Below are 13,224 nucleotides of genomic sequence, written 5' to 3' on the forward strand. Positions count from 1 at the left end.
AGCAGTCGAAAAGGCTGCATGGGGTGGGGGTTCTGTTCAGTGCTACCAGGAAAACGGGCCGGAGACTGTACGGAGTCGACGGCTCGCAATCCTTGGTCGGCTTCGTAGAGTCGCTACATGACCGTTTTGGATGAGGCGCCGGGTGAGCCGACGGACGCGCGCGGGCGAGTGGCCGAGTTGCACGGGATCCGTGCGCAGGCGCTGGCCGGGCCGAGCGAGAAGGCGACGGCGGCGCAGCACGCCAAGGGCAAGCTGACGGCACGTGAGCGCATCGAGCTGCTTCTGGACCCCGATTCCTTCCGTGAGGTCGAGCAGTTGCGGCGGCACCGGGCGACCGGGTTCGGTCTGGAGGCGAAGAAGCCGTACACCGACGGTGTGATCACCGGGTGGGGGACGGTGGAGGGCCGTACGGTCTTCGTCTACGCGCACGACTTCCGGATCTTCGGCGGTGCGCTGGGCGAGGCGCACGCGACGAAGATCCACAAGATCATGGACATGGCCATCGCGGCCGGTGCCCCGCTGGTCTCGCTGAACGACGGCGCGGGTGCCCGGATCCAGGAGGGCGTCTCCGCGCTCGCCGGCTATGGCGGCATCTTCCAGCGCAACACGAGGGCGTCCGGGGTCATCCCGCAGATCAGCGTGATGCTCGGCCCGTGCGCGGGCGGCGCGGCCTACAGCCCCGCCCTGACCGACTTCGTCTTCATGGTCCGCGACACCTCGCAGATGTTCATCACCGGCCCGGACGTCGTCAAGGCCGTCACCGGCGAGGAGATCACCCAGAACGGCCTGGGCGGCGCCGACGTCCACGCCGAGACCTCCGGCGTGAGCCACTTCGCCTACGACGACGAGGAGACCTGCCTCGCCGAGGTCCGCTACCTCCTCTCCCTCCTCCCGCAGAACAACCGGGAGAACCCGCCCCGCGCCGAGTCCTCGGACCCCGCGGACCGCCGCTCGGACATGCTCCTCGACCTGGTACCGGCGGACGGCAACCGTCCCTACGACATGACCAAGGTCATCGAGGAACTGGTCGACGACGGCGAGTACCTCGAGGTCCACGAGCGCTGGGCCCGCAACATCATCTGCGCCCTGGCCCGCCTCGACGGCCAGGTCGTCGGCATCGTCGCCAACCAGCCGCAGGCCCTGGCCGGCGTCCTGGACATCGAGGCGTCGGAGAAGGCCGCGCGCTTCGTGCAGATGTGCGACGCCTTCAACATCCCGATCATCACCCTTCTGGACGTACCGGGGTTCTTGCCGGGTGTGGACCAGGAGCACGGCGGCATCATCCGCCACGGCGCCAAGCTCCTCTACGCGTACTGCAACGCGACCGTGCCCCGGATCTCGCTCATCCTGCGCAAGGCGTACGGGGGTGCTTACATCGTCATGGACAGCCAGTCCATCGGCGCCGACCTCACCTACGCCTGGCCGACCAACGAGATCGCCGTCATGGGCGCGGAGGGTGCCGCGAACGTCATCTTCCGCCGACAGATCGCCGACGCCGAGGACCCCGAGGCCATGCGGGCGCGCATGGTCAAGGAGTACAAGTCCGAGCTGATGCACCCCTACTACGCGGCCGAACGCGGCCTGGTCGACGACGTCATCGACCCCGCGGAGACCCGCGAGGTGCTGATCAAGTCCCTGGCGATGCTCCACACCAAGCACGCCGACCTGCCCTCCCGCAAGCACGGCAACCCGCCGCAGTGACCCGAGGAGCCACGTCCATGTCCACTCCTGACATCCGCGTCGAGAAGGGCCACGCCGAGCCCGAGGAGGTCGCCGCCATCACGGCGCTCCTCCTGGCCCGTGCCGCCGCCCGCCCCGCCGAGATCGCCCCGGCCCACGGCGGCGGCCGAGCCCGCGCGGGCTGGCGCCGCCTGGAACGCGAGCCGGGTTTCCGCGCCCCGCACAGCTGGCGCTGACCTCAGCTCACGTAGAGGCCTCTCTCCACCAAGGAGAGGGGCCTCTACGCATGACAGGGGGCTGGGCAACTCACCCAGGGGCGCGGGGAACTGCGCGACCGGCCACGACACACCCGCACCCGGCAACGAAACCGCCCCCCGCAGCCCGGTGGCCGCAGGGGGCGTCGCGCAACCCGGCGCTGACGAGGTGCCGCCTGCGCCCACCTGTGCCGCCCTGGGGGCACCTCCCAGGCCCTTGAGGCACTGGGGGAGGCACGACTGCCCGCAGGCTGGGGGCGTGGCACGACTGCCCGCGGGCTCAGCCGCGTGCTAGCGCAACCGCGCCATCAGCGCGTGCTCCACGAGAGTGATGAGCGCCGACTTCGCGTCGGCCCGATGCCGCGCGTCGGTCGTGATGATCGGCGTGTCGGGACCGATCTGGAGGGCCTCGCGGACCTCGTCCGGCTGGTACGGCTGCTGACCGTCGAAGCCGTTGAGCGCGATCACGAACGGCAGGCCGCTGTTCTCGAAGTAGTCGACGGCCGGGAAGCAGTCGGCCAGACGCCTCGTGTCGACCAGGACGATCGCGCCGATGGCGCCGCGCACCAGGTCGTCCCACATGAACCAGAACCGGTCCTGGCCGGGCGTGCCGAACAGGTACAGGATCAGGTCCTGGTCGAGCGTGATGCGGCCGAAGTCCATGGCGACCGTCGTGGTCGTCTTGTCCCCCGTGTGGGTGAGGTCGTCGATGCCCGCCGAAGCGGATGTCATCACGGCCTCGGTGCGCAGCGGATTGATCTCCGAGACAGCGCCGACGAACGTGGTCTTGCCCACGCCGAAGCCGCCCGCCACCACGATCTTCGCGGAAGTGGTGGAGCGGGAAGGACCGCCGCTAGAGCTTGCGAAGTCCACTGAGCACCCTTTCGAGCAGTGTCACGTCTGGCTGGCCGCCGGCGCTCTCGTCGCCGCCGGGCTGATGGATGGCGACCAGTCCCGCCTCCGCCAAGTCGGCGACGAGGATCCTGGCCACGCCGAGAGGGATCGTCAGGAGGGCCGAGACCTCGGCCACCGACTTGATCTCCCGGCAGAGGTTGCAGATCCGCTGATGCTCGGGCAGCTGGCCCTGCATCTGGTGCGGCTGCGCGGTGGTGTGCACCAGCGCCTCGATGGCGAGCTGGTACCGGGGCCTGGTGCGGCCGCCCGTCATGGCGTACGGGCGCACCAGGGGGTTGTTCGACGCCCCGGCGGGCGCCGGCTCAGGGGTGCGGCGCTGCGGCTGCACGGGCTGGATGCGCGGAGCCTGCGGCTGGTCGTACGGCGAAGGGCCGGGGCCCTGCGGCGCGTACGGCTGCCGGTGGCCTGGCACGGAGGGGTAGCCGTACCCGTTCGCCGAGCCGTCGTTCTGGCCCTGACCAGGGCCGTACGACCAGTTGCCCGATGACGGACCGCCTGGGGGTGTTGCCACTTTTTCCTCCTCCGACTGTGCCTGGCACCCATCGCTGTGGAGCCGCGTCCCGAAACTTTACGGCCACGGGACGCCAAAACGCACCGTCTGTCCTTTAGTTGAGAAGGCTCCCTTGGAGCTCCGCCCGCAGATCAGGGGTCAGAACCGTGCCCGCACGGTCCACCAGAAGGGCCATCTCGTACCCAATGAGACCGATGTCCGCCTCCGGGTGTGCGAGAACCGCGAGGGACGAGCCGTCGGAGATGGACATGATGAAGAGGAATCCGCGCTCCATCTCCACAACCGTCTGGTTCACGCTGCCGCCCTCGAAGATGCGCGAGGCACCCGCGGTCAGCGAGGTCAGGCCGGAGGCGACGGCCGCGAGCTGATCGGCTCGGTCGCGGGGGAACCCTTCGGACATCGCCAGAAGGAGTCCGTCGGCGGAGACCACCACCGTGTGGGACACCCCCGGGGTGTTGTCCACGAAGTTGGTGATCAACCAGTTCAGGTTCTGCGCCGCCTGGCTCATCGGGCTCACACTAACGCTCCTGGTTGTAGGTGCTGTCAGGACCACGGTGTTCGTTCCTTGTGTCCTGGCCGTTCGTTTCACTGCCTGCGCTGCGGCCTCGCTCGACGCCGCGCCGCAGGTTGCTCAGCCTGCCCCGGACGTCCTCCGGAGCGCGGGAGACCTGGGGGCCTCCCTGGGGGGTGGTCTCGGCCGCGCCCTCGACCAGGTTGGCCTTGGGCACCCGGCGCGGCAGCCCCGAGGAGGTCACCCCGCCCGCCTTGGGTTTGCGCAGCGCCGAAGCCTGCTGCCAGCGGTCGTCGTTGGCCGACCGCCAGGTGTCCTCGCCGCCCGCCCCCGGCGCGGCGGCCGGCGTCTCCTGGCCCACGTGCCCCGCATCGCCCGCGCCGCTCGCGGTGGATCCGCGGCGGGGAAGACCGGCGTCGGTGAGCTCGTGGGCGGCGGAGGGGGCCGGCCCCGGACGGTCGAAGCCTACGCGGTCCGCCTCGTTCACGTCAGCGGCCTGGGCGGATTGCGCCTGGGGGGCACTCGCGGAGTACTGGTCCGGATATCCGTTCTGGTATCCGTCCTGCTGCGGCCAGTCGTCCTGGTGGCGCCGCTGTTCGAAGGGGGAGTAGTTCCCGTTCTCCGGCAGGCCGCCGTTCGGCGCGTAGTACTGCTCGTCGTACGACGCCTGCTGCGGTTCCTGGTAGGCCTGCTGCTGGCCGGTGTACGCCGACTGCTGGTCGTACCCGCCGTTCGCCGGCTCCTGGTAGGTGCCGTTCGGCGACTCCTGGTACGCGCCGTCCGGCTGCTGCTGGTACCCGTCGAGAGGCTGGTCGTAGCCCGGCTGCTGCCCGGTGAACCGGTCCTGGAAGCCGGTGGCCCCGTCGTTCGCGTCGCCGGCCTCGTCCGCCGGACCCGGCAGCTCGGGGTGCGACTGCGACTCCAGTGCCGCGCGGCGCTCCTCGCGCATCAGCGAGCGGCCGACCGGGTCGAGCTCGCGGATGTCGTCGGGGACCTCGGCGTACCGGCTGTCGTCGAAGCCCAGCTCGGCGGCGGTGCGCATGGGCTGGCCGACCTGGCCCACCTGGCCGAAGTTCTCGCCGTGGAAGTTCTGCTCCGGGATGATCTGCGACACGGTGAACTCGTCGCGCTGCTGCTGCTCGCCGCCGCCACCGTGGGTGATGGCGTCCGGGAGCATGACCAGCGAGGTGGTGCCCGCCTGCTCGCCGGAGGGGCGCAGCTGGACGCGGATGCCGTGCCGGTCGGACAGCCGGCCGACCACGAACAGGCCCATGCGCTGCGAGATCGCGGCGTCCACGGTCGGCGGGTTGGCCAGCTTGTGGTTGATGTCCGCGAAGTCCTCGGCGGTCAGGCCGATGCCCTTGTCGTGGATCTCGACCATCACACGGCCGTCGGGCAGCCGGGTCGCGGTGACGCGGACCTTGGTCTGCGGCGAGGAGAACGTGGTGGCGTTCTCGAGCAGCTCGGCGAGCAGGTGCACGAGGTCGGTCACGGCACGGCCGTGGATCTCGGCCTCCGGCACGCCGGACAGCTCGATGCGCTCGTACTGCTCCACCTCGGAGGAGGCGGCGCGCAGCACGTCGACCAGCGGCACCGGCTGGTCCCAGCGGCGGCCGGGCTCCTCGCCGGCGAGGACCAGGAGGTTCTCGCCGTTGCGGCGCATGCGGGTGGCCAGGTGGTCCAGCCGGAAGAGGTTCTCCAGCTGGTCGGGGTCGGCCTCGTTGTTCTCCAGGTCGGTGATCAGGCTCAGCTGGCCCTCGATCAGCGACTGGTTGCGGCGCGACAGGTTGGTGAAGATCGCGTTGATGTTGCCCCGCAGCAGGGCCTGCTCGGCGGCGAGCCGGACCGCCTCGCGGTGCACCTGGTCGAAGGCGCGGGCGACCTCACCGATCTCGTCGGTCGAGGTGATCGGGATCGGCTGCACCCGGGTGTCGACCCGGCCGGGGTCGGTGCGGGAGAGCTGGTCGACCAGCATCGGCAGGCGCTGCTCGGCGATGCCGAAGGCAGCGTTGCGCAGCTGGCGCATGGAGCGGCTCATCCCGCGGGCCACCATGCCGGCCAGGATGAACGCGGCGAGCAGCGCGATCACGACCGCGGCACCCGTGATGTAGGCGTCGCGTTCGGCGTCGTCGGCGATCGTGGACGCCTCGGACACCGCCTTGTCCGCGAGGTCGGACTCGATCTTCTGATACGCGTCGAACTTGAGGGTGTTGACCGCCCACCAGTTTTCCGGCGTGATGCCCTGCTGGGCCAGGTCGGCCCGCGCGCTGGTGTCGGTGGACTCCAGCCCGGCCAGTTCCGAGATCATCGTCGTCGGGTTGGACGGCGGCGGTACGTAGTCCGGGTCCTTGGCCTTGGCCTCCTTGGCCATGGCCGCGCCGTCCTCCTTGAGCTTCGCCTCGGCGTCCTCGAGCTTCTGCGCGTCCGCCTCGGTGCCGCCGCCGATGTACTCCTCGATCGCGATGCGCTCGAGGTAGGCGTACGAGGAGAGCGCGACGCGCTGGCTGGCGAGGTGGCCGGGCTCCGGACCGGGCTTGACCAGCATGTGCATGCCGATGGAGCGCTCCAGGGAGAGCGCCGCCTTGGTCAGCGAGATCGCGTAGACGGTACGGCCGTAGGAGGTGATGTTGCCGGTGCCCAGACCGAGTTCGTTGGCGAACTCCATCAGGGGGTGGGCGACACCGGTGTAGCCCTCCTCGGTCTCCACGCCCTTGAGCTTGGAGGTGTACGCGGCCGCACGCAGCGTCTGGAGCTTGGGCTCCTGCTCGCGGAACACCTTCAGCCGGCGCTCGAGCCCCGCCTTGGCGGGCATGTCCTGGGCCGCCGCGTCGAAGGCGTCGGCCGCCTCGTCGGTGGCCTCGCGGGCCTTGACGACGGTGGCGTCCTTCTCGCCCTTGCCCTGGAGCAGCGGGGCGGCGGTGAGGTCGCGCTCGTTGTAGAGGGCGTTGGCGTAGCCGAGGGAGGCACGCACCAGACGCGCGGTGCTCTCGGCGTCCTCGGCGTCCTGCCAGGTGTCGATCGAGCTCTTCACCTGGAAGCCGCCCATGACGAGGCCGACCAGCACGGGTATGAGCAGGATCGCGTTCAGCCGGGTGGTCACCCGCCAGTTCCGCGGTGTGAAACGGCCACCGCTCGGCGCGGGCTCGGCCTGGGGTTCCGCAGCGGGGGCGGGGGCGGGAGCCGCTGTGCGCGGCGGCGGGGTGAAGTTGCCCCGGGCCGATGGCTCGGGACTGCTCTTGCTTCGCCTCACTCGACCAACAACCTCTCGGCGGTCGGCACCTGTGTCGTGCCGCTGTGTCTCAGAACCCGTCCGTCATCGAGTACGCGCTACTGCTGAGTACGTCTTTGACCATTGGGCAGTTCTGGCATTCCAGCACGGCGACCAGCGCTCTTCCAAACAGTGGAACGCGGGGGTTACACGTGATGTAAGCCCCACGTAAAACGGTCATAAAGAGCGAGGCCCGTCAAAAGACGGGGCGTTCGTGCGCGCAGCGAGACCAGCTGACCGCGTCGCGTGTCGGTACCACCCGATTCCTCTGCCGAAACGTTATGAACAGCGGAGCCGACCGTGTCAAAGGACACAGCCGGCTCCGAACCGTCTACGACAAGTGCCGTAGACCCCTGCCGACTTGGCTGCGGCGATCGGCGGATCTACCGCAGGCGGGCCATCAGCGCGTGCTCGACCAGCGTGATGAGTGCCGACTTCGCGTCGGCGCGGTGCCGGGCGTCGGTCGTGATGATCGGGGTGTCCGGTCCGATCTGAAGCGCCTCGCGGACCTCGTCGGGGGAGTAGGGCTGCTGACCGTCGAAGCCGTTGAGCGCGACGACGAACGGCAGACCGCTGTTCTCGAAGTAGTCGACGGCCGGGAAGCAGTCGGCCAGCCGGCGGGTGTCGCACAGCACGACCGCGCCGATGGCGCCGCGCACCAGGTCGTCCCACATGAACCAGAACCGGTCCTGGCCGGGCGTGCCGAACAGGTACAGGATCAGGTCCTGGTCGAGCGTGATGCGGCCGAAGTCCATGGCGACCGTCGTGGTCGTCTTGTCCCCGGCGTGCGTGAGGTCGTCGATCCCGGCGCTGGCCGAGGTCATCACGGCCTCGGTGCGCAGGGGGTTGATCTCGGAGACGGCGCCCACGAACGTGGTCTTGCCGACGCCGAAGCCGCCGGCCACCACGATCTTCGCGGAGGTGGTCGCCCGCCCTCCGTCAGAGCTTTCGAAGTCCACTGAGCACCCTTTCGAGCAGTGTCACGTCCGGCGCACCGCCGTTGTTCTCGTCTCCGCCAGGCTGGTGGACCGCGACCATCCCGGCCTCCGCGAGGTCCGCGACCAGGATCCGCGCCACACCGAGCGGCATCGCCAGCAGGGCCGACACCTCGGCCACCGATTTCACCTCGCGGCACAAGTGGCAGATCCGCTGGTGCTCGGGGAGCAGCCCCATGAGCGCTGCCGGGTCGGCCGTCGTACTGATCAGCGCCTCGATGGCGAGCTGGTAGCGCGGCCTGGTCCGGCCACCGGTCATCGCGTAGGGACGGACCAGCGGCTGGTCGCCCTCGTCCTCGTACGGCTCCGCGTACGGATCATGAGAGGCGGTGGGCGGGGTCATGAATCCTCCGGGCGGGACAGCAAGTCGGTCAGTCAAGCCGTCTGACGAGGCCGGTGGGGGGATTGTGGCGGCCGGACGGTGATTTGGTAACACGGGTGGTGCCGGGGCCGATCAGTGGAGCAGACTTCCTTGTAGTTCGGCGCGCAGGTCGGGTGTGAGGACCGCGCCCGCACGGTCGACCAGGAGCGCCATCTCGTAGCCGACGAGGCCGATGTCGCACTCCGGGTGCGCGAGGACGGCCAGGGACGAGCCGTCCGAGACGGACATGAGGAAGAGGAATCCCCGCTCCATCTCCACGACCGTCTGCGCCACATTGCCGCCCTCGAAGATCCGGGACGCCCCGGCGGTCAGCGAGGTCAGCCCCGAGGCGACGGCCGCGAGCTGGTCGGCGCGGTCGCGAGGGAAGCCCTCCGACATCGCCAGGAGAAGTCCGTCGGCGGACACGACGACGGTGTGGGACACCCCTGGGGTGTTGTCCACGAAATTCGTGATCAACCAGTTGAGGTTCTGTGCCGCCTGGCTCATCGGGCTCAACTAACGCTCCTGCTGGTGAGTGGGCCGCGGGTAGCTGCCGGTCTGGTTGGTACCGGCCTGACGGCCCTGTGCGATTCCCCGACGGAGATTGGTCAGCCGGCCGCGCACGTCGTCGGGCGCACGCGACACCGCAGGACCGCTCTGGTGCGACTGCTGCTGAGCCGTGCCCGGGACGAGGTTGGCCCGGGGGACCCGGCGCGGAAGGCCGGAGGTGGTGACTCCGCCCGCGGCCGGCTGCCGCACGCGCTCCGCCTGCCGGACGAGGTCGTCGTTCGGCGAGCTGCGCCAGGCCGAGGTGGCGGGCCGCTGGGGGGCCGCCGGGGTCTGGGGCTGGGCGGCCTGCGGCTCCGGGGACGCGGCCGGGGCGGCCTGCGGCGCCCTCGCCTCGTGGTCCCCGTGGAACCAGTTGGTCTCCAGCGTGTCGTACAGCGGCGTACGTCCGTCACCGGGACCGGAGGCCGGGGGCAGGGCCCAGCCGTCTCCGGGCCGCTGCGGGGGAGTCCCGTTGCCGTTCTGGCCCGCGGGCTCCGGCTGCGCCGGACGCTGCGGGGCCGGCGGACGCGGGGCGCCGAAGTCGTTCCCGCCCTGCGTGCCACCCGCCTGGGGCCGCTCGAACTGCCCGTTGACCGCCGGGTTCTGACGGCCCGGCAGGTCGTGCTGTCCGGTCGAGCCGTTGTCGTAGCCCTGGGCGCCGGCGAACGGGTCCGCCGGGGCCTGGTTGCCCGGGGCGGGCTGCCCGCCGAAGACGTCCGAGCGGACGAAGGCTCCGCCGCCCTGCTGCGGGGCGGCCGGCTCGGGCCGCGCGAACTGGTCGTTGTGCGGGGCGTCCTGGCCGTACTGACCCTGGCCGTACTGGCCCTGCCCGAACTGGTCCTGGTACGCGTCGCGACCGTCGTACTGGTTTCCGCCGGGCTGGGCGAACTGGCCCGTGTCCTGCGGCTCGTCCCGTCGCGGCGCCGGGGCGTCGAAGTCGGGGCGGGCGAACTCGGCCGTGGCGGCGGGCGACTGGGGCTCACCGAAGCGGGGCACCGCGGGCATCTCCGCGGTCGAGCCCGGACCCTGCCGCTCGTCGAGGCGCGGCGTCCGGTCGGTACGTGAGCTGTCCGGCTCGTCGTGGCCGCGCGGGGCGTCCAGCGAGGCGCGCGGCACGGGCGGCTGCGCGTTCTCGTCGCTCCAGCTGGGCACGCGGGGCTGCGGGTTGCCGCCGGGCAGCTCGGCCCGCGGACCGCCGCGCGGCGGCAGCTGCGGACGGCGGCCCTGCTCGGCATCGCCGTTGCCACCGCGCTTGCCCCGCTGCGGGGGCGCGGCGGGAGTGCGGGTGCCGCCGAACATGTCCTGGCCCGGCGCGGCGTTGTTCGCCGGCGTGTTGCCCTGCGGTGCGTTCATGCCCGCGGCCTGGAGGCCCTGCGGAGCACCGGGCGCCTGACCGGCACCGGCGCCCGCACCGGCCGGGGCCGGGCGGTTCTGCTGGCCCGGACCCGCCGGGGACTGGGGCCCGCGCGGTCCGCCCGGCGCACCCGGGCGGCCGCCCGCGTCGCGCCCGGGCAGTGCGGCCCGCGGCCCCTGACCGGCACCGAGCCGGCCGCCCGGAGCACCCGCGCCGAGGGCACCGCCACCGCCGCCGAAGGCACCGCCGCCCCCGAGGGCACCGCCACCCTGGCCGCCGCGGCGGGCCGCGGCGACACCGGCGGACGCCTGCGCGGCGACCGGACCGCCGTTGCCCGCGCCGGGCTGGCCGGGCTTGGGCTGCGGCTTGCGGCCGCCCTGGGCGACGTCGACGGGCAGCATGACCAGCGCGGTCGTACCGCCGGAGTCGGACGGGCGCAGCTGGATCCGGATGCCGTGGCGCTGCGAGAGGCGGCCGACCACGAACAGACCCATGCGGCGGGAGACGGAGACGTCCACGGTGGGCGGCGAGGCGAGCCGCTCGTTGATCGCGGCGAGGTCCTCCGGCGAGAGGCCGATACCGGTGTCGTGGATCTCGATCAGCACCCGCCCGTCGGGCAGCGCGTGACCGGTGACCTTGACCTTGGTCTGCGGCGAGGAGAACGAGGTCGCGTTCTCCAGCAGCTCGGCGAGCAGGTGCACGAGGTCGTTGACCACGCGGCCGGCGACCTCGGTGCTCGGCACGGAGGCCAGCTCGATGCGCTCGTACTGCTCCACCTCGGAGGCGGCGGCACGGAGCACGTCGACCAGCGGGACCGGGCGGGTCCACCGGCGGCCGGGCTCCTCACCGGCGAGGACGAGGAGGTTCTCACCGTTACGGCGCATGCGCGTCGCGAGGTGGTCGAGCTTGAAGAGCGAGGACAGCTGGTCCGGGTCGGCCTCGCGGGACTCCAGTTCGGAGATGAGCGAGAGCTGACGCTGGATGAGGCCCTGGGAGCGGCGCGAGAGGTTGGTGAACATCGCGTTGACGTTGCCCCGCAGCAGGGCCTGCTCGGCGGCGAGGCGGACCGCCTCGCGGTGCACGTCGTCGAAGGCCGCGGCCACGCGGCCGATCTCGTCCCGGGAGTGCACGCCGACCGACTCCACCGAGGTGTCGACGTCCTGCGGGTCGGTCTCGGAGAGCTGCTTGACCAGCTCGGGCAGCCGGTCCTGGGCGACCTTGGTCGCGGTGTCCTCCAGGCGGCGCAGCGAGCGGATCATGGACCGCGCCACGACGAACGCGCCGACCAGCGAGACGCCGAGCACGAGCAGGATGAGGACACCGGAGATGATGGCCTCTTGCTCGGACTCGTTGCGCAGCTCACGGGCCTGCTGCTCCATGTCCTCCAGCAGCTTCAGCTCGATGTTCTTCATCTGCTGGATCTTGGTGGAGCTGTCGTCCAGCCAGTCCTGGTAGGACCGGGACTTCAGGCTCTCCAGGCCGTGTTCCTTGCCGAGGGCGCGGCCCGCGTACTGGTCGGACGCCTCGATGACCGGGTTGCCCTCGGTGATCGGCTTGAGCAGGTCCTCGGCGCCGTCGCCGTAGATGCTGGTGAAGCTGCGGATCTCGGAGGTCTGGCTCTGGAGCGCGGACTGGGCGTAGAGCCGGTCGTTCTCGGCGAGCTTGCCCTTGGCCGTGTTGTTCGCGGGAAGCGCCGCGGCGAGGACCGCGCGCTGGATGGACGCGTACTCCTTGGCCGAGGAGAACGCCGACAGGGCGCGCGTGCGCTGGATCATGTCGGGGTTGCTGGTCGCCTCCGCCATGTCCTGCGAGAGGTCGAGCAGGTGGGTGATCAGGCGGTGGTAGGACTCGACCGTCTGGGTCGAGTTGTCCTTCGCCGTGTACGCCGTGCTGCGGATCTTGGTCAGGTCGTTCAGGTCGCTGGCGATGCCGACGAGGCTGTCGCGGACGCCGACCAGCTTGCCGTCCTTGCTCGCCGCGTCGATCTGCTCCGACTTGTCGAGGAAGTTCTTCAGCGCCCGGTCGGTCTGCTCGCGGTCGCCCTTGACGGAGATCGCGCTCGACTTCGAGCCGTGGGCCAGGGGACCGGCGGACTGGTCCCGCTCCTCCTGGAGCGCGGCGGCCAGCTCGGTGGCCTGCTTGGTCATCTCGGTCAGCAGCTTCATGTTCTCGAGCTGCTGGATGTCGTCCATCGACTGGTTGATGCGCAACGCGCCCAGCGAGGTCGCCGCGACCACCGGAAGCGCCAGCAGCGAGACCAGGCGGGTGGAGATCCGCCAGTTGCGCAGGGCTATTCGCGGGCCGGGGCCGGTCGAGCCCTTGGCCGGCTTCGCGGGCTGCTGCTTGCCGGGTGCGGCGGAGTCCGCGGCCTGACCGGCGCGCTCCCCGTTGTCGCCGGACTGGGTCTGGCCCGGGTTCTGGGCGTGCTGGGGCGAGGAGCTGACGGCCTTGGGGCCAGTCCCGCCCTGCGGCTCCGGCTCCGCCGAAGCGCTGCCATCCCTCTTGAAACGTCCCTGCACTAGCGTCGCAACCTCTGGACCAGGCGTCCCTCCGCGTGAACGGACGGACACGGTGTCGGCGTCATCGGGGCGCCCTGAATACGCCCCTGTGTTGGTCGTGAGTGACCGGCGCTGGTTCCCCCTTCTCGCCGCCGCTCGGCGCTGGTGTGCGCCCCCTGTGCGCCGGCTCGATCCCGCAGCGGTCCGTGGAATTCCAGCACAGTGCAGGATCTCCAACAAGGCCCGTGGGGCAGCCCGTGAGATACGTGACAGCACGTGAGGGCCGAGTCACCAGACGTAGAAGATGATCACCCGCAAACCGGACGTA

At 70.9% G+C, this 13,224-nt stretch carries 10 protein-coding genes; 2 read left to right on the forward strand and 8 right to left on the reverse strand.

The window, feature by feature from the left end:
* Positions 1-117: 117 nt before the first annotated feature.
* Both Sco07f_RS37405 and Sco07f_RS37410 read left to right on the forward strand, forming a co-directional pair.
* Positions 118-1,701 carry an acyl-CoA carboxylase subunit beta gene (locus Sco07f_RS37405; protein ID WP_007387732.1) on the forward strand — a complete coding sequence of 528 codons (1,584 nt, stop codon included), beginning with the start codon at positions 118-120 and terminating at the stop codon, positions 1,699-1,701.
* Between the two features lie 17 nt (positions 1,702-1,718).
* The gene (locus Sco07f_RS37410) at positions 1,719-1,916 is read left to right on the forward strand and encodes an acyl-CoA carboxylase epsilon subunit (RefSeq protein ID WP_007387733.1); all 198 of its coding nucleotides are present in this window, start codon (positions 1,719-1,721) and stop codon (positions 1,914-1,916) included.
* Positions 1,917-2,225: 309 nt separating this feature from the next.
* On the opposite strand, the gene Sco07f_RS37415 is transcribed toward Sco07f_RS37410, so the two are convergent.
* From Sco07f_RS37415 to Sco07f_RS37450, 8 genes are all read right to left on the reverse strand, one after another.
* Positions 2,226-2,807, reverse strand: coding sequence for a GTP-binding protein (locus Sco07f_RS37415; protein WP_030216560.1), 582 nt, complete (start codon positions 2,805-2,807; stop codon positions 2,226-2,228).
* On the reverse strand, positions 2,788-3,360 hold the full coding sequence (locus Sco07f_RS37420) for a DUF742 domain-containing protein (protein WP_007387725.1): 573 nt from the start codon (positions 3,358-3,360) through the stop codon (positions 2,788-2,790). The genes Sco07f_RS37415 and Sco07f_RS37420 overlap by 20 nt, the downstream gene beginning before the upstream one ends.
* 94 nt (positions 3,361-3,454) lie before the next feature.
* Positions 3,455-3,868, reverse strand: coding sequence for a roadblock/LC7 domain-containing protein (locus tag Sco07f_RS37425; RefSeq protein WP_004983065.1), 414 nt, complete (start codon positions 3,866-3,868; stop codon positions 3,455-3,457).
* A 10-nt stretch (positions 3,869-3,878) separates the two neighbouring features.
* Complete coding sequence (locus Sco07f_RS37430) at positions 3,879-7,121, reverse strand: nitrate- and nitrite sensing domain-containing protein (protein ID WP_108990534.1); 3,243 nt, start codon at positions 7,119-7,121, stop codon at positions 3,879-3,881.
* A 401-nt stretch (positions 7,122-7,522) separates the two neighbouring features.
* Positions 7,523-8,098: a GTP-binding protein gene (locus Sco07f_RS37435; RefSeq protein WP_003973455.1), complete on the reverse strand. Its 576-nt coding sequence runs from the start codon at positions 8,096-8,098 to the stop codon at positions 7,523-7,525.
* The gene (locus Sco07f_RS37440) at positions 8,079-8,477 is read right to left on the reverse strand and encodes a DUF742 domain-containing protein (RefSeq protein WP_007387727.1); all 399 of its coding nucleotides are present in this window, start codon (positions 8,475-8,477) and stop codon (positions 8,079-8,081) included. Before Sco07f_RS37440 ends, Sco07f_RS37435 begins: the two co-directional genes overlap by 20 nt.
* 111 nt (positions 8,478-8,588) lie before the next feature.
* Entirely contained in the window at positions 8,589-9,002 is a 414-nt protein-coding gene (locus Sco07f_RS37445) for a roadblock/LC7 domain-containing protein (RefSeq protein WP_003973453.1), read from the reverse strand.
* Positions 9,003-9,011: 9 nt separating this feature from the next.
* Positions 9,012-12,917, reverse strand: coding sequence for a nitrate- and nitrite sensing domain-containing protein (locus tag Sco07f_RS37450; RefSeq protein ID WP_108990535.1), 3,906 nt, complete (start codon positions 12,915-12,917; stop codon positions 9,012-9,014).
* Positions 12,918-13,224: the final 307 nt, after the last annotated feature.

Source organism: Streptomyces coelicoflavus (assembly GCF_003112555.1).
GTDB lineage: Bacteria > Actinomycetota > Actinomycetes > Streptomycetales > Streptomycetaceae > Streptomyces > Streptomyces coelicoflavus.

Coding starts and splice junctions, on each gene's coding strand:
- Sco07f_RS37405 (WP_007387732.1), top strand. CDS start 118: ATGACCGTTTTGGATGAGGCGCCGGGTGAGCCGACGGACGCGCGCGGG.
- Sco07f_RS37410 (WP_007387733.1), top strand. CDS start 1,719: ATGTCCACTCCTGACATCCGCGTCGAGAAGGGCCACGCCGAGCCCGAG.
- Sco07f_RS37425 (WP_004983065.1), bottom strand. CDS start 3,868: ATGAGCCAGGCGGCGCAGAACCTGAACTGGTTGATCACCAACTTCGTG.
- Sco07f_RS37440 (WP_007387727.1), bottom strand. CDS start 8,477: ATGACCCCGCCCACCGCCTCTCATGATCCGTACGCGGAGCCGTACGAG.
- Sco07f_RS37445 (WP_003973453.1), bottom strand. CDS start 9,002: ATGAGCCAGGCGGCACAGAACCTCAACTGGTTGATCACGAATTTCGTG.